Genomic DNA, 23,790 nt, shown 5'->3' with positions numbered 1-23,790 from the left:
TAAATCTTCCGGTAACCCTGTTGGGCAACAGGATGGATTTTCATTGCGTCCACGCGGCAGCAGGAGTTTCTTGCGGTCATGACCGACCCCACATCCTTGCCCGCGGTGGCAAAGCCCCACATCGTCGATGAGCTGATCGAGGATCGCGCACCCCGCCTTATCAACACGCCGCTCTGGCCACTGGTGAAAGCCATCGGCTACCCCATGCTGGGTTATCGTCGGGCTGTGGCCATGGCCGATGCCATTGCCGACCTGTCCGGGACCGGCTGCTTCGACTGGGCATCGGACTATCTGCGTCTGGATACCCGGTGTGAGGGCCTGGACAATGTCCCGGCCACTGGTGCCTGCGTGATCGTCGCCAACCATCCCGGTGGCATCGCGGACGGCATAGCCCTGTGGGACAGCCTCAAGGCCAGACGGTCCGACTTGCTGTACTTTGCCAACCGGGATGCCTTGAAGGTGTGCCCCGGTCTGGAAGAACGGGTCATTCCGGTTGAGTGGCGGGACCAGCACCGCAACCGCAATCAGAGTCGGGAAGTCCTGCGACGCGCCATCGACGCCTTCAAGGCGGGGCAGTGCATCGTCCTGTTTCCATCCGGCCGGATGTCGGAGTGGAGCTGGAAACATTGGGGCCTGCGCGAACGCCCGTGGCACCCGACCGCGATCAGCCTCGCCCGCAAGTTCGGCGCACCGGTCATCCCGCTCGCCGTGCGCCAGCGCATGCCCCTCCTCTATTACGTGCTCGCCCAGATCAACGAGGAGCTCAAGGATATGACAATTTTTCAGGGGCTTATGGGAAAGGCGGGGGCACGGTATGAGCTTAGGTATGGCCGACCGATGACCATCGGCAAGGAAGACGGCAGCGACGCTCTCGTGACCGAGATGTTCCGGGGCATCTGCGAGCGTATGGCCTGGAGCCGCTAGCCAACCGGCCTGGCCCGCCGGCAAGAAAAAGCCCTGCCGGGTCGGGCAGGGCTTTGGCAAGTCGGCAATCTGGGGCGGGTCAGCCTTCGCGTTCGACCATCATCTGCTTGATCTCACCGATGGCTTCGGCCGGGTTGAGACCCTTGGGGCAAACCTGGGCGCAATTCATGATGGTGTGGCAGCGATAGAGCTTGAATGGGTCATTGAGCTCGTCGAGGCGCTCGCCCGTGGCTTCGTCGCGGCTGTCGGCCAGCCAGCGATAGGCTTGCAGCAAGGCGGCAGGACCCATGTATTTGTCGCCATTCCACCAATAGGACGGGCAGGCCGTGGAGCAGGAGGCGCACATGATGCACTCATAGAGGCCGTCCAGCTTCTCGCGCTGCTCGGGACTCTGCTTCCACTCTTTCTCGGGTGCCGGCGTATCGGTCTTGAGATAGGGCTTCACCGCCGCGTGCTGGGCGTAGAATTGCGTCAGGTCCGGGACCAGGTCGCGGACAACCGGCTGGTGCGGTAGCGGCGAGATGGTGATGTCGCCCTTGTATTCGTCGATACCGGACGTGCAGGCGATCGTATTGCGACCACCGACATTCATCGAGCAGGACCCGCAAACGCCTTCGCGGCAGGAGCGACGGAAGGCAAGCGAGGCGTCGACATTGTTCTTGATCCACAACAGGGCATCAAGAACCATCGGCCCGCAATCATCCATGTCCACCTTGTAGGTGTCCCAGCTCGGATTCTGGTCGGTTTCCGGATTGTAGCGATAGACCTTGAAGGTCCGCGTATTCTTGGCCCCATCCGGAGTCGGATGGGTCTTGCCCTTTTTCGGTGCGGAACCTTTGGGGAGTGTCAGCTGAACCATTGTGGAGCCTTCTTCGGAATTCCTGCGTCAGACGGTCGGATCGTCATCGCAATTGGTCACGGCACCGACGCTGCCGTAGCTTGTAACGAAATAGAGATGTCGCTCATCCCGGAGCACTGTCCAGCAGGACGGGCCCGCCTGGGGGTTCCGGACGCTGTACCGGTAGCAGACTTCGTCATTCTCAACCCACCAACGACCCACCTCGCGCTGCGGCGTGACGGTTTGGTCAAACAGGGTGCCATCGGCCCGGGTCAGCTCGTGCCACTCCGCGCCATCCGGATAGCACCCCTGCAGGCTGGCACCGGTAAACACGTCGGTCAGCGCGGCGCCGTCGAGTTCTGTGGGCTCGCCCTGAGCCGTCAGAAGCGCCGCCGCAACAAACGCGAATGAAACCGAAGCCAGCATCAATTCACCATCCGCTTGTTCCGGGGGATCATCAGTTTCAAGCCGGACCAGACCTCGTCGACGGCGCATACTTTCACGTCGACCAGGTCGATGGGCAGGGCGACGTCGCGGATCACGTCCTCGGTCATGTCGGTTTCGACTTTCGACGCCTTCTTGGGCCACGAGACCCAGATCATGCCGTCTTGCCGGATGGATGAGCGCAGCCGTGGCAGATCGGTTTCGAACTCGGTCCGCACCTTGGTGAAATAATGCACGAAATCGAGCTCATCTCCGGGAGCAGCCGACGCCTGCTCGCGCGCAAACACCGCCGCCGAGCGCAAATCGTCATGCGCCTCGGGCAGGTTCAGGAATGCCACCGCCTGCCCGTCCTTGAGACCGAGCTTCCTTGGCAGGGGCGTTCCCGAATATCCGGCGGATTGGATCATGCCTAGTAAACCCGCGCCTTGGGTTTGATGTACTCGATGTCGTTGGACATCGTGTAGGTGTGGACCGGGCGATAGTCGATTTTCACATTGCCGGCCTCATCGCACCAGGCGAGGGTGTGCTTCATCCAGTTTTCATCGTCACGGTCAGAGAAATCCTCGCGGGCATGGGCGCCGCGGCTTTCTTCGCGATTGGCCGCACCGTTCACTGTCACCGCTGCCTGGCTGAGAAGGTTGTCCATCTCGAGCGTTTCCATGAGGTCGGTATTCCAGACCATGGTCCGGTCGGTCACGCCGATATCGCCCATGCCCGTATAGACCTGCCTGATCGCTTCGACGCCCTCATTCAGGACTTCGCCGGTCCGGAAGACAGCGCAGTTGTTCTGCATCGACCGCTGCATTTCGAGCCGCAGCTTGGCGGTCGGCGTGCCGCCGGTAGCATTGCGATACTTGTCCAGGCGATCGAGCGAGAGCTGGCCATCGGTCGCCTTGACCTCTGGCTGGCTGGCGCCGGCCTTGGTCGTCTCGCCCAGGCGCAGGCCAGCAGCGCGGCCGAAGACGACCAGGTCGATCAACGAGTTGGACCCCAGGCGATTGGCGCCATGTACCGAAACGCAGGCCGCTTCGCCGACCGCCATCAGGCCCGGCACGACCGTATCGGCATCGCCGCCGACCTTGGTCAGGACCTCGCCGTGATAATTGGTCGGGATGCCGCCCATATTGTAGTGGACCGTCGGCAGGACCGGGATCGGCTCCTTGGTCACATCAACACCGGCGAAGACGCGCGCACTCTCCGAAATACCCGGCAGGCGCTCGCCCAGAATGTCCGGATCGAGATGGTCGAGATGGAGGTGGATATGGTCACCATTGGCGCCGACACCGCGGCCTTCACGGATTTCCATCGTCATCGAGCGAGAAACCACATCGCGTGAGGCGAGGTCTTTCGCGGACGGGGCATAGCGCTCCATGAAGCGTTCGCCGTTGGAATTGGTCAGATAGCCGCCCTCGCCGCGGGCACCTTCGGTGATCAGGCAGCCGGCACCATAGATGCCGGTCGGGTGGAATTGCACGAATTCCATGTCCTGCAGCGGCAGTCCGGCGCGCAGCACCATGGCATTGCCGTCACCAGTGCAGGTGTGGGCCGAGGTGGCGGAGAAATAGGCGCGGCCATAGCCGCCCGTTGCCAGGACCACGGTCTGGGCGCGGAAACGGTGCAGCGTGCCGTCATCGAGTTTCCAGGCGGTGATGCCACGGCAGACACCGTCATCATCCATGATCAGGTCGAGCGCAAAATACTCGATGAAGAATTCGGTCTCATTGCGGACCGACTGGCCGTAGAGCGTGTGCAGGATGGCGTGGCCGGTACGGTCGGCGGCGGCACAGGTGCGCTGGACCGGGCCTTCGCCGTAATTCTTCGTCATGCCGCCAAAGGCGCGCTGATAGATCTTGCCGTCTTCGGTGCGCGAGAAAGGCACGCCCCAGTGCTCGAGCTCGTAAACGGCGTCCGGCGCATTGCGGCAGAGATACTCGATCGCATCCTGGTCACCCAGCCAGTCCGACCCCTTAACGGTGTCGTACATGTGCCAGCGCCAGTCATCCTCACCCATATTGCCCAGCGAGGCGGAGATTCCGCCTTGCGCAGCCACGGTGTGTGATCGGGTCGGGAAGACTTTCGAGATACAGGCGGTCTTCAAGCCCGCCTGCGAAGCCCCGAGTGCCGCGCGAAGGCCCGAGCCCCCGGCGCCGACGACGACCACGTCATAGGTGTGATCGATCCATTTGTATTCGGCCATGTGGTGCGTCCGTTAAAGCGCGAGTTTGAGCAGGGCGAAGGCGGTGACAAGCCACAACCCCAGCGTCAGGAAAGTGTTGCCGAGCATCAAGACCGTCTTGGTGCTGTGCTTATGGACATAGTCCTCGATGATCACCTGCATACCCAGGCGCATGTGCGACAAACCCGCCGTCAGGGTGAGCAGGGTTATGATGGCGCCGGCCGGGCTGGAAAAGAATTCGGCGGCGCTGGCGGGCGCGCCGGACTTGGCCAACATCCAGACGAAAACAGGCGCCAGGAAGAAGAGCGCGATCGAGGTAATCCGGTGCGAGATCCAGTGGCTGGCGCCATGACCGGATGCTCCGAGACCCCGGACCTTGGCGGTCGGTGTACGGTAATCACTCATCTCAAATCCCCAGATCGAGCCAGATCAGCGCTGTCGGGATGACGGCGCCGAAAATGATCAGGATTGACCGCAGGTTGGAGCCCTTGGGATCGTAACCCTTGCCCGCATCCCACACCAGGTGGCGCAAGCCATTCAGCCAATGGTAGCTGACCGAATAGGTCAGCGCGATCAACCCGAAACGGGTGACCCAGGCCATCCAGCCCTCAAACAGGAAACCGATCGATCCCTCGGCACCAAAGGCGAGAAGGATGACCCAGACGCTGATCGCGACAGCGCCGAAATAATTGGCCACCCCAGTGGCACGATGAAGAATGGATGACGCCATCGTCGCGTGCCAGCGCCACACCTGCAGGTGTGGCGACATCGGACGCGGATCAGACCAGTCGGAAGCCATGCGGCAGCCTTTCGCTCTTTTGTCCGGAACCTGCGCGGCAGCCCCGCCAGCGCAGAAAGTCAGTGTCGGTGCAGCACAATAGGCCTGAACCTGTCAGGGTCAACGCACGGCGAAGCGTACCGCTGACAACATGCCGACATTTTTTCACGCAACCGTCCCGCGTTCCCGTTTGAGAATGGCGCCACCCGCCCTAGGTTAGGGCTGTCCATCAAGGAGATCGACATGACCCAAGTCCAGCCTTCCGCCGTCGTGACCGGTGCCTCCACAGGGATCGGTGCGGCCTGTGCCAAACGTCTTGTCGATGAGGGCTGGCGCGTCTTCGCCGGCGTCCGCAAGCCGGAAGATGGCGAGCGGCTGAAAGGTGATCTGGGCGCCAGCCTCGTTCCCGTCATCATCGATGTCACCGACACCGTCAGCGTCAACGCCGCAGCGGGCACGGTCCGCACGGCGCTGGAGGGCCAGACCCTGAAGGGCCTGGTCAACAATGCCGGTATCGCAGTGGCAGGGCCAATGCTGGAATTGCCGCTCGAGGATTTCCAGAACCAGATGGACGTCAATGTGACCGGGGTTGTCCGGGTCACCCAGGCGTTCGGGCCGCTTCTGGGCGTTGATGAAAGCCTGACCGGCGAGCCGGGCCGGATCGTCATGATGTCGTCGGTCGCTGGAGAAATGGGTGCGCCCTTCCTTGGGCCCTATGCCGCCTCCAAACACGCCGTTGAGGGGATCAGCAAATCGCTGCGTCGTGAACTGATGCTCTATGGCATCGAGGTCGTTGTGATCGGGCCGGGCGCCGTGGCGACACCGATCTGGTCCAAGGCCGAAGAGATCGACACCACGCCCTACAAGGATAGTCCTTTCTTCGAGGCGATGCAGCGGATCCAGGGCTGGATGGCCAGGAATGGTCCGGCTGGCTTCCCGCCCTCCAAGATTGCGGATCGGGTCTTCCGCGGCCTGACGGACGCCAAACCGCGTTTTCGCTATGCCATCGTACCGGATCGGATAACCAATTGGTCGCTGCCAAAAGTCCTGCCCGAGCGACTGGTCAACAACCTGGTCGCCAAGCGCGTCGGGCTGGAACGCAAGCACCGCTGACCGCTCCTCACGGCGATGACGGCCCGGCTTGCGGGCCGTCCCGTGCCGGGCCATCCTCTGGCAAACAGGGGAGAGATCCATGCTTTTTCATCGTTCTGCCGGCCTGCTTGCCGGTGCTTCGCTGCTCGCGCTGAGCCTTGCTGTTCCGTCAACGTCCGTCGCCGAACCGCTGCCTTTGCTCGCCAAGACCTCTGCGCAGGCCGATGAGGCGTCCGCCAGCGCCGCTTTCAACGCCCTGATCGAGGACTTCGAAGCTTTCGAGCATGAGAACAACCCCGGCGCCCGCGCCCGCGACGGCGATCTGGAAGCGGCCGGGCAATGGCATGATGTCAGCGAAGCGTCTCTGGACGCGCAAGCGGAAGCCGAAGCAGCTTTCCTGGTGCGCCTTGACGCCATCGACGCCGAGGCACTCGACGACAACGAGCGGATTTCCCATGCCGTTCTCGATTACATCCTGCGCTTCCGCGTCGAGCTGGCGCCGTTCGACGAAGCCCGTCGACCCTTCAACAACGACAGTGGGTTTTTCTCCGCCCCATCCTACGCGTCTGCCTCGACGCGTCTGCGCACGATCGATCGCGCCGATGCGTGGGTTACCCGTATCAATGCCATCCCCGGCTTCTTCGATGCCAATATCGAGTGGATGCGCCGGGGTCTCGCTGACGGGTTCACGCAGCCCCGCCTGATCGCCGAACTGGCGGCGTCGCAGGTGGAGGCACTGAGCGATCCCGATACGCTGCACAGCCTGCTGATCGCCCCGGTCGAGGGCATGCCCGACAACCTCCCAGCCGACGAGCTTGCCCGTGTCCGCTCCGAGGCCGAAGCCGCGATCCGGGACTCCGCCATCCCGGCCTATGAGACCCTGCTCGCCTTCTTCCGCGACGAGTATATCCCGCAGACCCGCGAGAGCCTCGGTATCTCTGAAGTGCCCGAGGGTCGTCAGTACTACCAGACCCTGGTTCGCTACCACACGACGCTGGATACCTCACCTGAGGAAGTCCATCAGCGCGGCCTCACGGAAGTGGCCCGCATCCGCGAAGAAATGGGAGAGGTCATCGAGCGGTCCGGCTTTGAGGGAACGTTTGCGGAATTTCTCAACTTCCTGCGCACTGACCCTCAATTTTACGCCGAGACTCCGGAAGAACTGCTCATGCATGCGGCCTGGATCTCCAAGCGCGCCGACGACGCGATGCCGCGCTTCTTCGGCCATCTGCCGCGCCTGCCCTACGGCGTCCGGCCGGTTCCCGACACCATGGCGCCAACCTACACCACAGGCCGCTATTGGCCCGGCGATATCGATAACGGCGTGGCCGGTGGCTATATGGTCAACACCTATGACCTGACCCAGCGCCCGCTCTACACACTGCCGGCCCTGACCGTGCACGAGGCCGTGCCGGGACATCACCACCAGATCTCGATAGCCGCCGAGTTGGAGGACGTCCCGGATTTTCGCCGCGATAGCTACATCACCGCTTTCGGTGAGGGGTGGGGCCTCTATACCGAGACTCTCGCGACCGATATGGGCCTCTACACAACGCCCTACGAGGAATTCGGTCGGCTGACCTATGAGATGTGGCGCGCCTGCCGCCTGGTCGTCGATACCGGTATTCACTACATGGGCTGGACCCAGGGACAGGCTGAAGCCTGCCTGTTGGAAAACTCGGCCCTCGCCCCGCACAATGTTCGTACCGAAGTTCAACGCTACATCTCCTGGCCGGGCCAGGCGCTGGCCTACAAGTCGGGCGAATTGCTGATACGTGACCTTCGGGCCCGAGCGGAAAACCGCCTGGGCACCGATTTCGACATCCGGGCCTTCCACGACCATCTGCTGGCAGACGGCGCCATGCCGCTTTCGGCCCTGGAAGCCAAGATGGTCGCGTGGATCGAGGAACAGGCCGCAACCCTGGCGGAGCAATCGGAATGATCGCCTTCGCCATTACTGACGCCTTGGTGGTCATCGGGGCCTGTCTCGGCATTTATCTGCTGTGGCCGTATCGCCGCGACGGCAAGGTCCGGATGATCCGCTTCGGTCTCGGCTTCATCGCCTTCGCTGCGCTTATCGGTGTGGTGCGTTTTGCCTCCGGCCAGGTCAGCGAGCTGGCCGGCCTGCATGGCATGGCGACCGACTTCGCCGGGGCCGCCGGCCTCCTGCTGATCGCGACCGGCCTGATGCTCAAGACCCGAGCGGTCAAACTGGACAGTGGTATCACCCGCTATATCCGCTACGGCATTCCGGCTCTGGTTGCCTTCCTCATGTTCTTTCCCGGCACCGAAGCCCTGATCAACCTGTTGCCGATACTGGCACTTGTGATTGGTGTGGCCGCCAGCGTCATGCTGGTCATGCACGGTCAACGCCCCGCCGGACTGGTCTGGCTTGCCAGCTTCGTCCTGATCGGGGCTGTATCGCTGCTGATTGGCGGCAGCCGGACAGAGAGCACGCTGGGGATCACCAATTGGCACATCTATCATGCGGCCCTCGGCATCTGGGCGGTAATGGTCGGCGAGGCGACCAAGCGGTTGATGAGGCGCTGATTGCCCGCGCCGCTTGACGATAAGCCGCCACTCCACCACTTATCCGCTCGCCATGAGCGCGCATGATGACAATCCGGCCGCTTCGGGTCCCGACACGCCGCCAACGCGGCCGGTCGACACCGAAGCCGGGCTCGAGATCCTGACCTTCGGCTGCCGGCTGAACGCCTGGGAGAGCGAGGTCATGCGGAAGCATGCCCGCGATCAAGGCCTGACCAATACCATTCTCGTGAACACGTGTGCTGTCACCAATGAGGCCGTCCGCCAGGCCCGCCAGAACATCCGCCGCGCCCGCCGCGATAATCCGGACGCGCAGATCATCGTCACCGGCTGCGCCGCCCAGGTCGATCCGGACATGTTCGGCAGGATGCCCGAAGTGAACCGGGTTATCGGCAATGACGAAAAGCTCAGGGCCGAAACCTTCAAGCCCGCCGACCTTTTGGGCGGCACGGAGAAGGTCCGCGTCAACGACATCATGAGCGTGACCGAGACCGCCGGTCATCTGGTCGAGGGCATGGAGGGACGGGCCCGCGCCTATGTCCAGGTCCAGAATGGCTGCGACCATCGCTGCACCTTCTGCATCATTCCCTATGGCCGGGGCAATTCGCGCTCGGTCGGCGCCGGCGAGGTGGTCGACCAGATCAAGACACTGGTCGATAGCGGCCACAGCGAAGTGGTGCTGACCGGGGTCGACCTGACCTCCTGGGGCGAGGACCTGCCGGGCAACCCGCCACTGGGGCGACTGGTTCAATCCATCCTGAAACATGTGCCGGACCTGCCGCGACTGCGCCTATCCTCGATCGACGCCATCGAGATCGATGAGGCCCTGTTCGAGGCGGTTACCGGCGAGGCCCGCATCGCGCCCTACCTGCACCTGTCGCTGCAGGCAGGGGACGACATGATTCTCAAGCGCATGAAGCGGCGTCATCTGCGCGACGATGCGATCGCGTTGTGTGAACGATTGAAGCTGGCCCGCCCCGAAATCGCCTTCGGCGCCGACATGATTGCCGGTTTCCCGACCGAGTCCGAAGCGATGTTCGAAAACTCGATCCGCTTGGTCGACGAGTGCCAGCTCGCCTATCTGCACGTTTTCCCCTATTCGCCGCGCCCGGGCACACCGGCGGCTCGCATGCCCCAGCTTGAGCGCGCGGTGATCAAGGATCGCGCCAACCGGCTCCGGGCCAAGGCTGACGAGGCCTTGAGCCGTCACCTGGACGGGATGATCGGACTGGAGAAGGCCGCACTGGTTGAAAAGCCCGGTTTTGCCCGCGCCGGAAACTTTGCCGGCATCCGTATAGAGGAAGCCGAGTTCCCGCGGGCCGGTGCGCTTGTCGACATCGCCATATCGGGGCATGACGGGCGGGAACTGCAAGGGGTCATCACCGGATGAGCGAGAAGAAGCCCGGTTTCTTTTCCCGGCTGGCGCAGGGGCTGAAACGCTCCTCCTCCAAGCTGGGCGACAGTGTCAGCGCGATTTTCACCAAGCGCAAACTCGATCGCGAGGCGCTGGAGGAACTTGAAGATGTCCTGATCGCCGCCGATCTGGGCGCTGCCGCCGCCATGCGGGTCACCGAGCATCTGGCCAAGGACCGCTTCGACAAGGAAGTCTCCGACGAAGACGTCCGCGAAGCGTTGGCAGAGGTGGTTGCGGCAACGCTGGCCCCGCTGGAGCAAGGGCTGGATCTGAGCGGTGCCAGGCCGCAGGTCGTGTTGTTTGTCGGGGTCAACGGCTCGGGCAAGACGACCACTCTGGGCAAGATCGCCGTCAAGCTGAAGCGTGAGGGTCGCAATCCGATCCTGGCCGCCGGCGACACCTTTCGCGCTGCCGCAATCGAGCAGGTCTCGGTCTGGGGCGAGCGGGCCAAGTCGCCGGTGATCAAGCGCGAAATCGGAGCCGACGCAGCGGGCCTCGCCTTCGACGCCATCGACCAGGCCGACCGCGACGGTCATGATGTGGTCCTGATCGACACGGCCGGCCGCCTGCAGAACAAGGCCGAGCTGATGGACGAACTGCGCAAGGTCGTGCGGGTCATCAGGAAGCGCATGCCGGACGCCCCGCATCATGTCGTCCTGGTTCTCGACGGCACAGTCGGTTCCAACGCCGTGTCACAGGCCCAGGCCTTCCTGGAAGCCTCCGAAGTGACCGGCGTGGTGATGACCAAGCTGGACGGGACCGCCAAGGGCGGCGCCCTGGTGCAGGTCGCCGAGAAATTCCAGCTGCCCATCCACTATATCGGCATTGGCGAAGGCGAGGAGGACCTGCAACCCTTCTCGGCCCGCGATTTCTCGCGCGCCCTTGCCGGACTGGACAGCTAGCGCTTGGACAATTCGCTCGCCTTCGCCACCCTGGCCATGCTGGGCTCGGCGCTGGCGCATGCGATCATGACCCTGCTGACCAAAAAGGCGAATGACCGGCTGGTCTTTCGGGGTCTGACGCAGGGGTTTCTGGCCGCCCTCATCCTGCCCTGGCTGCTGTTCCAGCCGTTCCCGCCCTGGGAGGTCTGGCGCTTCTTGCTGGCCGGCGCTGTCGTGATCTGGGCGTTCAACATGCTGCTGGTCGCGGCCTTCAATGAGGGCGAGATGAACCTCGCCTATCCGGTCATGCGCGGAGCCGCGCCCGCGCTGGCGGCCATTGCGGCATTTGCCTTCCTTGGCGAGACGGTTTCGCTCGGGCAGGTGGCCGGGCTGAGCGTGGCAACCGCCGCCCTGATCGGCTTCGCCTGGCCCGAACGGGACGGAAAACCCAAGCTCAAGCTCATCCTGCTTGCACTCGCCGCGGCGAGCATGACAGCCAGTTATACGGTGATCGACGCCGCGGGTGTTCGGACCTCCGGGCAGCTCTTCATCTATCTCGGCTGGTTCTTTGTTCTGTCCGGCGTGACCATTCTCCCCACAGCCGTCTTCCGACGCGGCCGTGCATTCCTGGCCATCGCTCGGCAGGAGACCCGACCAGCCCTGATGTGCATGGGATTCAACCTCGCCACCTACGGGCTGGCGCTTTACGCCTATGCCAATGCACCCGTCGCTCCCATGGCTGCCCTGCGCGAACTGTCGATCGTTCTTGGCGCCATCCTGGCGACGCTGGTGCTGAAGGAACCTTTCGGTGCGCGGCGCACAATGCTTGCAATCTGCCTCGCTGCGGGGCTCGTATTACTTCAGGTCATGTAACCTGCAACCGAGGAGCCGCCCGTGGCCCAGACCCAGAAAACGTCCGAGCAAAGCTCGCGCCTCCTCATCGATGCCGGCCCGATAGGGGTTTGGATCATTGTCTACAATGTCGCCCGCATGTTTGCTGCCGATCAGGCGATCTACATCGGGACGGGCGCCTACATGATCGCCGCGACGATTGCGCTGGCGATGTCGATCCGCATCGAAAAACGCATTCCACCCATGCTCGTCTTTACGACCATCATCGTGCTGTTCTTCGGTGCCTTGGGGATTTTCCTGCAGGACCCGATCTTCATCTACGCCAAGCCGACCATCATCAATCTCTTCCTGTCCTATATGGTCCTCGTCAGCCTCGCTTTCGGCCATAATATCTGGAAAGTCTTTTTCAAGCACATCTTCGAACTGACCGACCAGGCCTGGACGCTGCTGGCGATCCGCTGGGCGCTCTGGTTCCAGTTCCTGGCCTTTCTCAACGAAGTCATGTGGCGCCACATCACGGACAGCGTTGTTCCGGAGAGCGCCCGATGGTTCGCGACTCTGGAACTCAGCGAGTCTTTCTGGTCGAACGCCAAGCTGGGCGTGATGGTCTTGTCGGTGTTGTTTGCCGCATCACAGATGCCGCTTATCCTCAAGAACCAGCCGAAAACCCCTGCGGATCCCGAGGCCTGACACCGACACTCCGTGCTCGGACATTTGTCATTTCCGCGTTATAAATCCGCCTTAGGATGAATTCCCGAACAGCCAGGGGCGGTCATGGCGCACGACAAGCACGACACCAAGGGATTCCATCTTGCGGAGTCGCCCGGCCACCTGCTTCACCGGGCGCAGCAGTTCGCAGCCGAACGCTTTACCAAGGCCATGGCCGGCGCCAAGCTCACCCAGCGCCAGTTCGCTGTCCTTCACGCGACCGCCGAAGAAGAAGGCCTGACCCAGACCCAGCTGGTCAAATCGACCGGAATCGATCGCTCCACGCTCGCTGAGCTGGTCGCCCGTATGGTCAAGAACGGGCTCCTCGAACGCGAAAAGCTCGCCGATGATGCCCGCGCCTATGCCGTCAAACTGACCAGCGACGGCCGTGACCTGCTCGACGCGGCGACACGCGGCGCGATGGACGCCGACAAGGCGATCCTGTCAGCGCTCCCAAAGAACAAGAGGGCGAGCTTCCTCGAGACCCTGCGCCGGATTGCCGAAACCCTGGAGAAGGGCGAGGAAGCAGCCAAGCAGGCCAAGAAGAAGGCCAAGGAAAAAAAGAAGAAGGCCAAGAAGAAGGCCAAGGAAAAGGCCAAGGAGAAATCCAAGGCCCGAGCCAAGAAAGCGGCCCGGAAATCGAAAAAGGCGGCCGTCGACGGTGCCGCGTCCAGCCGCGCTTAATCCCGCGCCGCCCGGTCCAGTGCCGGATAGATCACTTGCCGCAAGGCATCCGCAGTGAGCGGGCCTGGCCACCGGGCCAAGATCTCACCATTGGCAATGACCAGCGTTTCAGGGGCCCCGCCAATTCCCAAGGCTTGCATGGACAGGTTGTTGTCATCCTGCATGACGGCAACAAACGGATCACCCAGCGCGTCGAGAAACTGATTGGCCGCCTCGGGCGTGTCCCGCCAGTTCAGTCCGTAGATTGCGAGCCCCTCGCTGCGCAACGCCATCAGAACCGGGTGTTCGGCGTGACAGGGCGCGCACCAGCTGCCCCACACATTGAGCAGCCAAACACCGTCAACAGAGGCCGGGTCAAAACTGTCACGACCTTCCAGCACCGTCAGGGAGAGGGCCGGCATGGGCGTTGGCGCCGGTGCGCTTCGGTCATCGTAAAACCGCCACCCCAGCGCCGCGATCAGACCGATCAGGGCCAGCCAGGCTGCGATCCGGACCACCTGCATCACGCCTCGTCCTCTTCCAGCCGGCGCAACGCCTCCCGCGCCTCCCGGCGCTCGACCAGCGCATGAGCCACCAACCCGACCAGAACGAGAAAGGACAGGCCCCAGGTTGGCCACACGAAAGCTGCATAGCCACCCATGGCAAGAAAATCGCTCATGACACGGCCTCTTCGCGCTGCCGGGCCGCCTGGTCTCGTTGACGCTGCAGGGCTCGCGCCCGACGCCGGAGCGCCTGGCTGCGCAAGCGGTAAAGCACCAGCCAACCGGCCAGGAAGGAATAGGCCAGGATCATGATCACCAGGGGCCAAAGCTGACTGGCGTGGATGGTCGGACCATCCAGACGGATGAGCGAGGCTGGCTGGTGCAGGCTGGACCACCAATCGACCGAGAACTTCACAATCACCAGATTGACGATCCCGGCCATCGCCAGCACAGCGCCGGTGCGGGCGGCCTGCTGGGCATCCTCAAGTGCGGCCCGCAACGCCATATAGCCCAGATAGACAAGCAGAAGAACGAGCACCGACGTCATCCGCGCATCCCATTCCCACCACGTTCCCCACATCGGCTTGCCCCAGAGTGACCCGGTGAACAGGGCGAGCACAGTGAACAGGGCACCGATGGGCGCGATGATCTCTGCCGCGGTGTCGGCCAACGCATGTCGCCAGACAAAATAGACGAAGCTGGCCACGGCCAGTGCGGCATAGAGGGCCATTGCCATATAGGCGGCCGGAACGTGCACATACATGATCCGGATCGTCTCGCCCTGCTGGTAGTCGGGCGGCGACCCGAGCAGGGCCAGCCAGCCCCCGACCCCCAACAAGACCACCGTCAGGCTACCGAAGACCGGTATCAGGGTCCGGGCCAGCCGGTCGAAACGTTGCGGGTTGGAGAAATAGGACAGCATGTCAGCTCACTTACTGTGCCGCCGCCCGACGGGCAACTGCGACCGATTTTCCATCAACCCATCCGGCTTCGCACCGCCGCGACAATACCGAACGGGGCCAGTGCCGCTGTCGCGAGCGATACGGCGATTGTCAGGAGCAGGTTGGCCAACGCCCGCTCATCACCGGCAAGGGCCGACCGCCCTGCACCGGCGGCAAATATCAGGACCGGCACCATCATCGGTGTCGCGATCAGCGCAATCAGCAAGCCACTGCGCCGGACGCCCGCCGCCAGGGCACCGGCGAAACCCGCAATCAAGGACAGGGCCGGGATGGCCGCCAGCAGGGCCAGGGCTCCCACACACGCCGGCAACACGGGGACGCCATACATCAAGGCACCAAACAGGCCGATAACCGGCAAGGGCCACAGCGTCGCGCTCGCCTGGCCCAGGACTTTGGCCAGGACGAGCCCGGGCAGCGATACGCCGCTCAGGAGGTAGAGCTCGGCGGTGCCATCGACATGATCATCGCCAAACAGGCGGTCCGCCGACTGCAGGACGGACAGCAAGGCAGCAAACCCCATGATGCCGGGCCCCACCGCGACCAGCAAATCTGCGGCCGGCCCGATCGCCAGCGGAGCGAGGGTAATCGCGCCAAGAAAGAATGCCGCGGGGCCGGCCGGACCACCGCCGCCTGCCCAGGCCAATCGGGCCTCGCGGGCAAGAATGGCACCAAGGGCGCTCATCGATGGGCTCCCAGATCGATCCGTCGGGCGTCGGACCAGTCCAATAACTGATGGGTCGCTGCGATCACACTGCCGCCGCGTGAACGATGCCAGGCGACAAGGTCAGCCAAGCGCGTCCGGCCACCGCCATCAAGCGGGCCGGCCGGTTCGTCCAGCAGCCAGACCGGCCGGTTGGCCAGGGCGACCCGCACCAGAGCACAACGCCGCTGTTGGCCGCGCGACAGACGACTGACCGGCCTGTCAATCAGGCTTTCAATGGCCATCGCGCGCAACAGTGGCAGGATCGCGCTGCGGCCCTGACCGCCCATCTGCGCCCAGAAACGCAGCGCCTGGCGCGGCGTTTCGACGGATTTGAGGCCGTCAGCATGGCCCAACCAGGCGACACAATCAGCGGAACTGGCCGGCTCAGGACCTGCGCCGAAACTGACCCGGCCCTCATCAGGACGAACGAATCCGGCGATCGCCCGCAGGAGCGTGGTCTTCCCCGTCCCATTGGGGCCGCTCATCAGCACGGCCTCGCCCGGACCCAGATCAAGGCTGAAATCGCGGACCAACGTGAGGTCGCCACGGCTCAATGACAGGCCGGAAACCCGTGTTTTCTCGGGTCGAAAGGCCGGCAAGTCAGGGAATATTGCGGTCGTGGTCAGCATCACCTTGCATGTCGCCTGACCGCACCCCATCCGTCAACGCGCGCAACGCCGCATTGCAGCAAACCGAATGTCCGGCTAAAACCCGCCAAAACATGTGGCCGTAAACTGCGGCCGACCTCCCCACCGGGTATTTCACCCCTGACCCCATGAGGACGACCCATATGGCCTCTCTCGACAGTTTTTCCTGCAAACGCACCCTCACCGCTGCCGGTGAGACCTATGCCTATTATGACCTGAAGGTCGCCGAGGCGAACGGGTTGGCCGGGGTGTCCCGACTGCCGGGCTCGCTGAAAGTGCTTCTGGAAAACCTGCTTCGCTTTGAAGACGGCAAGACCGTCACCAAGGCCGATATCGAGGCGATGGCCGAATGGCTGACGACCCGCAAATCGACCCATGAGATCGCCTATCGCCCGGCCCGCGTGGTCATGCAGGACTTCACCGGCGTGCCGGCTGTGGTCGACCTGGCCGCCATGCGCGACGCCGCGACCAAGCTCGGTGCAGACCCGGACCGCATCAACCCGCAGGTTCCGGTCGACCTCGTGATCGACCACTCGGTCATGGTCGATAATTTCGGTCAGGCCAACAGCTTCGCCAAGAATGTCGAACGCGAATACGAGCGCAATGGCGAGCGCTACAAATTCCTCAAATGGGGCGCCAAGGCGTTTGACAATTTCCGCGTTGTCCCGCCTGGAACCGGCATCATCCACCAGGTCAATCTGGAAAACCTCGCCCAGGCCGTCTGGACCAAGGACGAGAACGGCGAAACCATCGCCTATCCGGACACCTGTGTCGGCACCGACAGCCACACCACCATGATCAACGGCCTCGCCGTTCTGGGCTGGGGTGTTGGTGGTATCGAGGCCGAGGCCGCCATGCTCGGTCAGCCGGTCTCGATGCTGATCCCGGAAGTCATCGGCTTTGAACTGACCGGCAAACTTCCCGAAGGCGCGACCGCGACCGACCTGGTCCTGAAAGTGGTCGAAATGCTCCGTAAAAAGGGCGTTGTCGGCAAGTTCGTGGAATTCTACGGCACCGGCCTCGACCATCTTTCGCTGGAAGATGAAGCCACGATCGCCAACATGGCCCCGGAATATGGCGCGACCTGCGGCTTCTTCCCGGTCGACAACGAGACGCTGGCCTATCTCAAGGCTACCGGTCGCGACGACAAGCGCGTCGCCCTCGTGGAAGCCTACTCCAAGGCGCAAGGCATGTTCCGTCCCGAATACGACGCCGACCCGGTCTTTACCGACACGCTGCACCTCGACATGTCGGAAGTGGTTCCCGCAGTGTCCGGTCCGAAGCGTCCGCAAGACTGGATCGAACTGTCCAACGCCGCCGCCGGCTTCTCCCGCATCATGGAGAGCGAGTACGGCAAGGGCGACGAGCTGGACAAGTCAGCCCCGGTCGCAGGTGAGGACTTTGCCTTCACCAATGGCGATGTCGCGATTGCGGCCATCACCTCGTGCACCAACACATCCAACCCCTCTGTCATGCTCGGCGCCGGCCTGCTGGCCCGCAATGCGGTGGCCAAGGGCCTCAAGACCAAGCCCTGGGTGAAGACCTCGCTGGCTCCGGGTTCGCAGGTTGTGACCGACTATCTGCTGCGTGCCGGCCTCAATGACGATCTGGATGCCCTCGGCTTCGATCTCGTTGGCTATGGGTGCACCACCTGTATCGGCAATTCGGGCCCGCTGCCGCCGGCGATCTCCAAGACCATCAACGAGAATGATCTCGTGGCGACGTCCGTTCTGTCGGGCAATCGCAATTTCGAAGGCCGGATCTCGCCGGATGTGCGCGCCAACTATCTGGCGTCGCCGCCGCTGGTCGTCGCCTATGCCCTGGCCGGTTCGATGAAGGTCAATCTGGTCACCGATCCGCTGGGCCAGGACCAGGACGGCAATGATGTCTATCTCAAGGATATCTGGCCAAGCTCGGCCGAGATTGCCGAGGTCGTCCGCACCTCGGTGACCCCGGACATGTTCGCCAAACGCTATGCCGACGTCTTCAAGGGCGATGACGCCTGGGGCGGCATCGAAGTCTCTGGCGGCCTGACCTATGCCTGGGACCACACCTCGACCTATGTGCAGAACCCGCCCTATTTCGAAGGCATGACGATGGATCCGGAAAGCCCGGGCGATGTCGTCAACGCAAAGATCATGGGCCTGTTCGGCGACTCGATCACCACCGACCACATTTCTCCGGCCGGTTCGATCAAGGCCGACAGCCCGGCGGGTCGCTACCTGCAGGACCGTCAGGTTCCGGTTCTGGAGTTCAACTCCTACGGCTCTCGCCGCGGCAATCACGAAGTGATGATGCGCGGGACGTTCGCCAATATCCGCATCAAGAACAAGATGCTGGACGGCGTCGAGGGCGGTTACACGCTCAAGGACGGCAAGCAGGTTGATATCTTCGAGGCCTGCATGGATCACCAGGCCGAAGGCACCCCGTTGGTCGTGTTCGGTGGCAAGGAATACGGCACGGGGTCCTCGCGTGACTGGGCCGCAAAGGGCACCCGCCTGCTGGGCGTCAAGGCCGTGATCGCCGAGAGCTTCGAGCGTATCCACCGCTCCAACCTGATCGGCATGGGCGTTCTGCCACTTCAGTTCGAGGATGGCGCCAGCTGGGAGGCCCTGGGCATGACCGGGGACGAGACCGTCACCATCCTCGGCATCGAGGCGCTCGAGCCGCGTGCCGTGATGACCGTGTCGATCACCTTCCCGGACGGCACCGTGAAGACGGCCCCGGCCCGCGCCCGGATCGATACCGAGAACGAGCTGGAATACTTCCGCCATGGCGGCATCCTGCACTACGTGCTGCGCAATCTCGCCGCTTCGTAAGGCGTCGGCCATCAAGCTCCCGCCCGCGTCACGTCCAATTGATTGGATGATGCGGGCGGGCATGCTTATCTAGATCCATGAAATGGTTGTTCGCACTTTTCCTGTCCGCACTCGGATGGGCCACAATATCGGCCTCGAACGCGAGCGATGAAGTCGGCTCGGACGACGAGCGCCCGGTCCTGGTTGAGCTTTTCACCAGCCAGGGCTGCGGTTTGTGTCCGGAAGCCAATCGCTATCTCGGCGAACTCGACCAGCGCGACAATGTGTTTGTCCTCGCCTATGCGGTGTCCTATTGGGACATGTATGGCTGGACCGACACCTATGCGCGTCCGGAATATGTCCAGCGCCAGCGCACCTACCTGCCACGGCTCGATGTGCCGCGTCTCTACACCCCCCATTTCGTGGTCGATGGCGTCACGGACGCACCGGGATGGGAGCAGGATGCCGTCGCCAATGCGGTCGAGGCGCGACTGACCGCCATGCCCGGCAGCCCGGTGATCACCATCGCCGACGGACCGTTCGGGTCATTTCAGGTCACGCTTGATGGCAACGCCCCGGAAGACGTGCTTGATGTCTGGCTTATCGCCTACGCCCCCGGCTGGGCCTCTGTTTCCGTCCGCTCCGGCGAAAACGAGGGACTCGACATGCTTCACTACAACATGGTGAAGAGCCTGACGTATTTGGGGAATTGGTCAGGCGGGTCGACCACATTCACGGGCGAGAGCTTTCGCCACTACGGTACCGTCGCGATCGTACAGGGAGCCAATGGCGGCCCTGTCTACGGCTATGCCCGCGTGGCACCCAGCTCGGCTGCAACCCGCTAGCGCGGCGCGCGCTTCGCGAGAATGCGCTGCAGGGTGCGGCGGTGCATGTTCAGGCGGCGCGCGGTTTCCGAGACATTGTGATCACAAAGTTCGAACACACGCTGGATGTGCTCCCAGCGGACCCGGTCCGCTGACATCGGGTTTTCCGGCGGTTCCGGCTTGTCTTCCGGATGAGCCAGCAACGCCTTGATGATGTCGTCCGCATCGGCCGGTTTGGACAGGTAGTCGACAGCGCCCGCCTTCACCGCGGCCACGGCGGTGGCGATATTGCCATATCCGGTAAGCATCACGACCCGGCAATCCGCGCGAGAGGCGTGAAGCGCTTTCACCACATCGAGACCGTCGCCATCCTGAAGACGCAGATCCAGCACAGCGAAGGCTGGCGGGTTGGACCGCGCCACCTCCTTGGCTTCGTCGACGCTCGCGACAGCGGAAACAATAAACCCGCGACCGGTCATGGCGCGCCCGAGCCGGGTGCGAAACGGAGCATCGTCATCCAGGATGAGAAGGGATTTGTCGTCTGGCAGTTCGTATTCGGTCTCGCTCACGCGTCGGTCCTCGCAAAATCCGATGGTGACTCACTATCTAGCTCACCGAGTGCTGCGTCTCCACCTGTTTGCGCGGCCAGCGGATGGAGACGATCGCGCCGCCCGGTGCCGGCGCATTGTCGAAGTGCACCACACCACCGGTTTTCTCGATCATGGTCTTGGCGATGAAAACCCCCAGGCCAAGCCCACCTTGGCCGGGTGTTCCCGATCGGGTTGTAACATAGGGCTCTCCGATTTTTGACAAGATGTCGGAGGAGAAACCGGGCCCGTCATCCATGACACGGACATAAATGTTGGTCAGGTCCCAACGCCCCTCCACAACAACGCGGGAGACGGCGAAATCGACCGAATTCTCGATGAAGTTGCCAATTCCGTAGAGGAGCTCCGGAATGCGTCGCAACACCGGTGGTTCATCGTCGGTCCCGGCTCCCAACTGAACGGTCACAACAGGACCAAGGCCCCGCAGCGGCGCGCTGGCTTCTTCCAGGGCTGCGAGCAGTTCGATCCGGTCATGGCGGGCGTCCGACGCCTCCTGCACCTCCCCGAGACGCTTCAGTATGTCGCGGCAACGGCGGGCCTGGGTCACAAGGAGCTCCGCGTCCTCGCCAAGCGGCGTGCCGGCGTCAATCTCACGCAGCATTTCCTTGGCGGTCAGCTGGATCGTCGCCAACGGCGTTCCCAGCTCATGCGCCGCTGCGGCGGACAGGGCACCGAGCGCTGACAGCCTCTGCTCCCGTGACAACACGCTCTGGGTCGCAGCGAGCGCCGTCGCCATCCGTTTGCCCTCATGGCTGACGCGCCAGGAATAGACCGCGGTGAACGCCACGGCGATGAAGATCGCCGCCCACAGACCGAAAACATACATGCCAGGCAAGTCCAGGCTGGCCCCGTCAAACCAGGGGAGCGGCAGGCTCCACAGCCACATGGCGCCCGTTCCGGCAACAGCAATCGCGGCCACGCCGCTCGACCATCGCGGCGGCAGGGCAGCGACGGCGATGATGATGGGTGCCGCCAGCATCACAACAAAGGGATTCTGCAATCCGCCCGTCAGCATCAGCAGGGCGCACATTTGCAGGACATCATATCCCAGCTGCCCGAACGCTTCCCAGTCGCGGGCGAACTTCTGCGGCGGGACCGCCAGGTTGAGCCAGGTATTGACTAGGGCGCTGAGCAAAATGACGCCCAGACACAGGCCGATCGGCAGCTCGAACCCGGCTATGAAGTGGACAACCAGTATGGTTATGGTCTGACCGCCAACGGCGAGCCAGCGCAGCATCACCAAGGTCCTCAGCCGCAAGCGGCCAAAAACCGGGGTCAGGTGGGCGTCGGCACCATAGGGGTCCCAATCATTCTCAATCGCCATGCCGAACCTCCCGCAAGCGTGACCGCGTGCCGCGATGGACAGGCGGCGGTCTTGGCCCTACCTTCGCACACGCAGCAAACCGATGTGTTTGGACTAACATGCTTCGTCCGCGCGCGGATAGATCGCGCCGGACCTCCCAGGAGTGACAATGCCGCGCCCACTGCTTTGGCTTCTCATCGCCGCACCGACCGTTCTGTTGATCGCTTTCTTCACGCAATTCCTGATGGAAGACGACTCGCAGCAGGTGCGGCGTGGTGCTGTCCGCACAAGCGGGGAAGCGCAAATTGGCGGACCGTTCGAGCTGATTGACCAAACCGGCACACCGGTCACCCACGAGACCTATTCCGGAAAGCTCATGCTGATCTATTTCGGCTATACCTATTGCCCGGACGCCTGCCCGTTTTCGCTGCAGATCATGGCCGCCGCAATGGACCAGCTGAGCGCTGACGAACGGGCCCGCATCCAGCCTATCCTGATCAGTTTCGACCCCGAGCGGGACACGGTCGAGCAAATGGCGCGCTATGTCTCCTCACCCGCCTTTCCGGACGGCCTGGTCGGCCTGACCGGAACCGAAGAGCAGATCGCGGCGGCAGCCCGTGCCTATCGCGTCGTCTACCAGCGCGCTGAAGACGCCGGCAGCGGCGATTACCTGATGGATCATTCGTCCTTCATCTACCTGATGGATGGGGACGGCGTGTTCGTGGATGTTTTCCGGCCGGGCGCGGACCCGGTCGAGGTCGCGACCCGCCTGCAAGACTTCCTTGAGGAAAACCCCGGATAGTTGTCCGGAACAGTGTTGGCGTCTGGCGCCAGCACGAGGAGAGCACATGCTTTACAGCGTCTATGAGTTCAACCGCATGGCGATGACCCCGTGGCGGGCCGCGGCCAACGCCACGCGTCAGATGATGCGCTCGCCGATGAACCCCGTTGCCGACACCATGGCCGGTCGCACGATGGCCGCCGCCGCGGAGCTGTTCGAGGCTGTCACCCGGCGCTACGCCAAGCCGGAGTGGATGATCGACCGGATCGAAATCAATGGCGCCCAGGTCGGCGTCAGCGAAAAAGTCATCTGGACCAAGCCCTGGTGCTCGCTGCTCCATTTTGAGCGCGACCAGGACGCACTGATTGCGGCTCGCGGCGATGCGCCCGACCGGAAGGTGCTGTTTGTCGCGCCGATGTCGGGCCACTATGCCACCCTGCTGCGCGGGACGGTCGAGGCCTTTTTGCCGGACAGCGAGGTCTACATCACGGACTGGCAGGATGCCCGCTCGGTGCCGGTCACGGACGGCCGCTTCAACCTTGATGATTTTACCAGCTATATCCGCGAGATGATCAGCCTTCTCGGGCCTGACCTGCACGTTGTTGCGGTCTGTCAGCCGGGTCCGCCCACCCTGGCGGCCATCGCGATGATGGCGGAGGATGCCGATCCGAACAGACCGGCTTCAATGACATTCATGGGATCGCCGATCGATACCCGCCTGTCGCCGACGGTTCCGAACAAGCTGGCCGAAGAGAAACCGTTCGACTGGTTTGCCAGCAATTTGATCCATACGGTGCCGGCCCCCAATCCGGGCGCCTTCCGCCGCGTTTATCCGGGATTTCTTCAATTGGCCGGCTTCATGAACATGAATCTGGACCGTCATGTCGACGCGCACTGGAACTTCTATACCCATCTGGTCGACGGCGACGGGGACAGCGCCGAAAAACACCGGACCTTCTACGACGAGTATCTCGCCGTAATGGACCTGTCTGAAGAGTTCTACCTGCAGACGATCACGGACGTCTTCCAGGAACACAAGCTGGCACGCGGCACACAGACGCATGGCGACCGCATTGTCGACCCGTCGGCCATCACCGACATCGCTCTCCTGACGGTCGAAGGTGAGAATGACGACATATCCGGGATCGGGCAGACTCAGGCGGCCCACACCTTGTGTGGCAACCTTCCCGATGCGCTCCAGCAAGACTGGGTACAGCCTTCGGTTGGCCATTATGGCGTGTTCAACGGGCGCCGCTTTCGCGAAGAGATTGCGCCTCGGATGAAGGCCTTCATGGACGAAACAGGGACGGCCGCACTCGCGACCCGCTAGTCCCGCAGGCATCT

General features: G+C 63.0%; 26 protein-coding genes. 13 read left to right on the top strand and 13 right to left on the bottom strand.

All coding sequences use genetic code 11. From position 1 onward, the window contains the following. Positions 1 to 78: 78 nt before the first annotated feature. Entirely contained in the window at positions 79 to 924 is an 846-nt protein-coding gene (locus VOI18_RS02920) for a 1-acyl-sn-glycerol-3-phosphate acyltransferase (protein WP_323760908.1), read from the top strand. Between the two features lie 79 nt (positions 925 to 1,003). Here VOI18_RS02920 and VOI18_RS02915 read toward each other — a convergent pair whose 3' ends face one another. From VOI18_RS02915 to sdhC, 6 genes are read right to left on the bottom strand one after another with little or no spacing between them, the layout of a single operon-like run. Continuing rightward, positions 1,004 to 1,783 (bottom strand): succinate dehydrogenase iron-sulfur subunit, encoded by a 780-nt coding sequence (locus VOI18_RS02915; protein WP_323760907.1) that lies wholly within the window; start codon positions 1,781 to 1,783, stop codon positions 1,004 to 1,006. A 27-nt stretch (positions 1,784 to 1,810) separates the two neighbouring features. After that, complete coding sequence (locus VOI18_RS02910) at positions 1,811 to 2,188, bottom strand: hypothetical protein (protein WP_323760906.1); 378 nt, start codon at positions 2,186 to 2,188, stop codon at positions 1,811 to 1,813. Then, positions 2,188 to 2,613: a DUF3052 domain-containing protein gene (locus VOI18_RS02905; protein WP_323760905.1), complete on the bottom strand. Its 426-nt coding sequence runs from the start codon at positions 2,611 to 2,613 to the stop codon at positions 2,188 to 2,190. Before VOI18_RS02905 ends, VOI18_RS02910 begins: the two co-directional genes overlap by 1 nt. Before the next feature lie 2 nt (positions 2,614 to 2,615). Continuing rightward, complete coding sequence (gene sdhA / locus VOI18_RS02900) at positions 2,616 to 4,403, bottom strand: succinate dehydrogenase flavoprotein subunit (RefSeq protein ID WP_323760904.1); 1,788 nt, start codon at positions 4,401 to 4,403, stop codon at positions 2,616 to 2,618. A gap of 12 nt (positions 4,404 to 4,415) precedes the next feature. Beyond that, entirely contained in the window at positions 4,416 to 4,787 is a 372-nt protein-coding gene (gene sdhD / locus VOI18_RS02895; RefSeq protein ID WP_323760903.1) for a succinate dehydrogenase, hydrophobic membrane anchor protein, read from the bottom strand. A gap of 1 nt (position 4,788) precedes the next feature. After that, positions 4,789 to 5,181 carry a succinate dehydrogenase, cytochrome b556 subunit gene (gene sdhC / locus VOI18_RS02890; protein WP_323760902.1) on the bottom strand — a complete coding sequence of 131 codons (393 nt, stop codon included), beginning with the start codon at positions 5,179 to 5,181 and terminating at the stop codon, positions 4,789 to 4,791. Between the two features lie 222 nt (positions 5,182 to 5,403). On the opposite strand from sdhC, the gene VOI18_RS02885 reads away from it, so the two are divergent. From VOI18_RS02885 to VOI18_RS02850, 8 genes are all read left to right on the top strand, one after another. Beyond that, positions 5,404 to 6,273 carry an SDR family oxidoreductase gene (locus tag VOI18_RS02885; protein ID WP_323760901.1) on the top strand — a complete coding sequence of 290 codons (870 nt, stop codon included), beginning with the start codon at positions 5,404 to 5,406 and terminating at the stop codon, positions 6,271 to 6,273. Positions 6,274 to 6,352: 79 nt separating this feature from the next. Further along, positions 6,353 to 8,194 carry a DUF885 domain-containing protein gene (locus VOI18_RS02880; protein ID WP_323760900.1) on the top strand — a complete coding sequence of 614 codons (1,842 nt, stop codon included), beginning with the start codon at positions 6,353 to 6,355 and terminating at the stop codon, positions 8,192 to 8,194. Then, complete coding sequence (locus VOI18_RS02875) at positions 8,191 to 8,802, top strand: hypothetical protein (RefSeq protein WP_323760899.1); 612 nt, start codon at positions 8,191 to 8,193, stop codon at positions 8,800 to 8,802. Before VOI18_RS02880 ends, VOI18_RS02875 begins: the two co-directional genes overlap by 4 nt. Before the next feature lie 52 nt (positions 8,803 to 8,854). Then, on the top strand, positions 8,855 to 10,189 hold the full coding sequence (gene mtaB, locus VOI18_RS02870; RefSeq protein ID WP_323760898.1) for a tRNA (N(6)-L-threonylcarbamoyladenosine(37)-C(2))-methylthiotransferase MtaB: 1,335 nt from the start codon (positions 8,855 to 8,857) through the stop codon (positions 10,187 to 10,189). Beyond that, the gene (gene ftsY, locus VOI18_RS02865; RefSeq protein ID WP_323760897.1) at positions 10,186 to 11,115 is read left to right on the top strand and encodes a signal recognition particle-docking protein FtsY; all 930 of its coding nucleotides are present in this window, start codon (positions 10,186 to 10,188) and stop codon (positions 11,113 to 11,115) included. The genes mtaB and ftsY overlap by 4 nt, the downstream gene beginning before the upstream one ends. A gap of 3 nt (positions 11,116 to 11,118) precedes the next feature. Continuing rightward, complete coding sequence (locus VOI18_RS02860) at positions 11,119 to 11,967, top strand: EamA family transporter (protein WP_323760896.1); 849 nt, start codon at positions 11,119 to 11,121, stop codon at positions 11,965 to 11,967. Between the two features lie 21 nt (positions 11,968 to 11,988). Further along, positions 11,989 to 12,636 (top strand): inner membrane-spanning protein YciB, encoded by a 648-nt coding sequence (locus VOI18_RS02855; protein ID WP_323760895.1) that lies wholly within the window; start codon positions 11,989 to 11,991, stop codon positions 12,634 to 12,636. Between the two features lie 84 nt (positions 12,637 to 12,720). Continuing rightward, positions 12,721 to 13,338, top strand: coding sequence for a MarR family winged helix-turn-helix transcriptional regulator (locus VOI18_RS02850; RefSeq protein ID WP_323760894.1), 618 nt, complete (start codon positions 12,721 to 12,723; stop codon positions 13,336 to 13,338). On the opposite strand, the gene VOI18_RS02845 is transcribed toward VOI18_RS02850, so the two are convergent. Genes VOI18_RS02845 through ccmA form a run of 5 tightly spaced genes read right to left on the bottom strand, consistent with a single transcriptional unit; the run spans position 13,335 to position 16,114 of the window. Continuing rightward, on the bottom strand, positions 13,335 to 13,841 hold the full coding sequence (locus VOI18_RS02845; RefSeq protein ID WP_323760996.1) for a redoxin family protein: 507 nt from the start codon (positions 13,839 to 13,841) through the stop codon (positions 13,335 to 13,337). The two genes, VOI18_RS02850 and VOI18_RS02845, sit on opposite strands and share 4 nt — an antisense overlap. Beyond that, entirely contained in the window at positions 13,841 to 13,996 is a 156-nt protein-coding gene (gene ccmD, locus VOI18_RS02840; RefSeq protein WP_323760893.1) for a heme exporter protein CcmD, read from the bottom strand. Before ccmD ends, VOI18_RS02845 begins: the two co-directional genes overlap by 1 nt. Beyond that, a complete protein-coding gene (ccmC, locus tag VOI18_RS02835) occupies positions 13,993 to 14,742 on the bottom strand; it encodes a heme ABC transporter permease CcmC (protein ID WP_323760892.1) in 750 nt (249 codons plus the stop codon). Before ccmC ends, ccmD begins: the two co-directional genes overlap by 4 nt. Before the next feature lie 53 nt (positions 14,743 to 14,795). Beyond that, positions 14,796 to 15,464 (bottom strand): heme exporter protein CcmB, encoded by a 669-nt coding sequence (locus tag VOI18_RS02830; protein WP_323760891.1) that lies wholly within the window; start codon positions 15,462 to 15,464, stop codon positions 14,796 to 14,798. After that, positions 15,461 to 16,114: a heme ABC exporter ATP-binding protein CcmA gene (ccmA, locus tag VOI18_RS02825; protein WP_323760890.1), complete on the bottom strand. Its 654-nt coding sequence runs from the start codon at positions 16,112 to 16,114 to the stop codon at positions 15,461 to 15,463. The genes VOI18_RS02830 and ccmA overlap by 4 nt, the downstream gene beginning before the upstream one ends. A gap of 161 nt (positions 16,115 to 16,275) precedes the next feature. Here ccmA and acnA point away from each other — a divergent pair, with 161 nt between their 5' ends. Next, positions 16,276 to 18,951 carry an aconitate hydratase AcnA gene (gene acnA, locus VOI18_RS02820; RefSeq protein WP_323760889.1) on the top strand — a complete coding sequence of 892 codons (2,676 nt, stop codon included), beginning with the start codon at positions 16,276 to 16,278 and terminating at the stop codon, positions 18,949 to 18,951. 77 nt (positions 18,952 to 19,028) lie between these two features. Further along, entirely contained in the window at positions 19,029 to 19,775 is a 747-nt protein-coding gene (locus VOI18_RS02815; RefSeq protein ID WP_323760888.1) for a DUF1223 domain-containing protein, read from the top strand. Here the strand turns inward: VOI18_RS02815 and VOI18_RS02810 are convergent. Together VOI18_RS02810 and VOI18_RS02805 are read right to left on the bottom strand one after the other, a co-directional pair. Continuing rightward, positions 19,772 to 20,323, bottom strand: coding sequence for an ActR/PrrA/RegA family redox response regulator transcription factor (locus VOI18_RS02810; RefSeq protein ID WP_323760887.1), 552 nt, complete (start codon positions 20,321 to 20,323; stop codon positions 19,772 to 19,774). The genes VOI18_RS02815 and VOI18_RS02810 overlap by 4 nt on opposite strands. Positions 20,324 to 20,360: 37 nt before the next feature. Further along, entirely contained in the window at positions 20,361 to 21,686 is a 1,326-nt protein-coding gene (locus tag VOI18_RS02805; protein WP_323760886.1) for an ActS/PrrB/RegB family redox-sensitive histidine kinase, read from the bottom strand. Positions 21,687 to 21,834: 148 nt separating this feature from the next. Here VOI18_RS02805 and VOI18_RS02800 point away from each other — a divergent pair, with 148 nt between their 5' ends. Both VOI18_RS02800 and VOI18_RS02795 read left to right on the top strand, forming a co-directional pair. After that, positions 21,835 to 22,467: an SCO family protein gene (locus tag VOI18_RS02800; protein ID WP_323760885.1), complete on the top strand. Its 633-nt coding sequence runs from the start codon at positions 21,835 to 21,837 to the stop codon at positions 22,465 to 22,467. Positions 22,468 to 22,513: 46 nt separating this feature from the next. After that, entirely contained in the window at positions 22,514 to 23,776 is a 1,263-nt protein-coding gene (locus tag VOI18_RS02795) for a polyhydroxyalkanoate depolymerase (protein ID WP_323760884.1), read from the top strand. Positions 23,777 to 23,790 lie beyond the last annotated feature (14 nt).

Source organism: Maricaulis sp., from assembly GCF_034670125.1.
In the GTDB taxonomy this organism is placed as follows: domain Bacteria; phylum Pseudomonadota; class Alphaproteobacteria; order Caulobacterales; family Maricaulaceae; genus Maricaulis.
The sequence above is the reverse complement of the archived record's forward strand: the minus strand, read 5'-3'. Positions and strand labels throughout refer to the sequence as shown.

Coding starts and splice junctions, on each gene's coding strand:
- ftsY (WP_323760897.1), top strand. CDS start 10,186: ATGAGCGAGAAGAAGCCCGGTTTCTTTTCCCGGCTGGCGCAGGGGCTG.
- VOI18_RS02815 (WP_323760888.1), top strand. CDS start 19,029: ATGAAATGGTTGTTCGCACTTTTCCTGTCCGCACTCGGATGGGCCACA.
- VOI18_RS02795 (WP_323760884.1), top strand. CDS start 22,514: ATGCTTTACAGCGTCTATGAGTTCAACCGCATGGCGATGACCCCGTGG.
- VOI18_RS02805 (WP_323760886.1), bottom strand. CDS start 21,686: ATGGCGATTGAGAATGATTGGGACCCCTATGGTGCCGACGCCCACCTG.
- VOI18_RS02920 (WP_323760908.1), top strand. CDS start 79: ATGACCGACCCCACATCCTTGCCCGCGGTGGCAAAGCCCCACATCGTC.
- acnA (WP_323760889.1), top strand. CDS start 16,276: ATGGCCTCTCTCGACAGTTTTTCCTGCAAACGCACCCTCACCGCTGCC.
- VOI18_RS02845 (WP_323760996.1), bottom strand. CDS start 13,841: ATGCAGGTGGTCCGGATCGCAGCCTGGCTGGCCCTGATCGGTCTGATC.
- sdhC (WP_323760902.1), bottom strand. CDS start 5,181: ATGGCTTCCGACTGGTCTGATCCGCGTCCGATGTCGCCACACCTGCAG.
- sdhA (WP_323760904.1), bottom strand. CDS start 4,403: ATGGCCGAATACAAATGGATCGATCACACCTATGACGTGGTCGTCGTC.
- VOI18_RS02915 (WP_323760907.1), bottom strand. CDS start 1,783: ATGGTTCAGCTGACACTCCCCAAAGGTTCCGCACCGAAAAAGGGCAAG.
- VOI18_RS02850 (WP_323760894.1), top strand. CDS start 12,721: ATGGCGCACGACAAGCACGACACCAAGGGATTCCATCTTGCGGAGTCG.
- VOI18_RS02830 (WP_323760891.1), bottom strand. CDS start 15,464: ATGAGCGCCCTTGGTGCCATTCTTGCCCGCGAGGCCCGATTGGCCTGG.
- ccmA (WP_323760890.1), bottom strand. CDS start 16,114: ATGCTGACCACGACCGCAATATTCCCTGACTTGCCGGCCTTTCGACCC.
- ccmD (WP_323760893.1), bottom strand. CDS start 13,996: ATGAGCGATTTTCTTGCCATGGGTGGCTATGCAGCTTTCGTGTGGCCA.
- ccmC (WP_323760892.1), bottom strand. CDS start 14,742: ATGCTGTCCTATTTCTCCAACCCGCAACGTTTCGACCGGCTGGCCCGG.
- VOI18_RS02800 (WP_323760885.1), top strand. CDS start 21,835: ATGCCGCGCCCACTGCTTTGGCTTCTCATCGCCGCACCGACCGTTCTG.
- mtaB (WP_323760898.1), top strand. CDS start 8,855: ATGAGCGCGCATGATGACAATCCGGCCGCTTCGGGTCCCGACACGCCG.
- sdhD (WP_323760903.1), bottom strand. CDS start 4,787: ATGAGTGATTACCGTACACCGACCGCCAAGGTCCGGGGTCTCGGAGCA.
- VOI18_RS02880 (WP_323760900.1), top strand. CDS start 6,353: ATGCTTTTTCATCGTTCTGCCGGCCTGCTTGCCGGTGCTTCGCTGCTC.
- VOI18_RS02910 (WP_323760906.1), bottom strand. CDS start 2,188: ATGCTGGCTTCGGTTTCATTCGCGTTTGTTGCGGCGGCGCTTCTGACG.
- VOI18_RS02875 (WP_323760899.1), top strand. CDS start 8,191: ATGATCGCCTTCGCCATTACTGACGCCTTGGTGGTCATCGGGGCCTGT.
- VOI18_RS02905 (WP_323760905.1), bottom strand. CDS start 2,613: ATGATCCAATCCGCCGGATATTCGGGAACGCCCCTGCCAAGGAAGCTC.
- VOI18_RS02885 (WP_323760901.1), top strand. CDS start 5,404: ATGACCCAAGTCCAGCCTTCCGCCGTCGTGACCGGTGCCTCCACAGGG.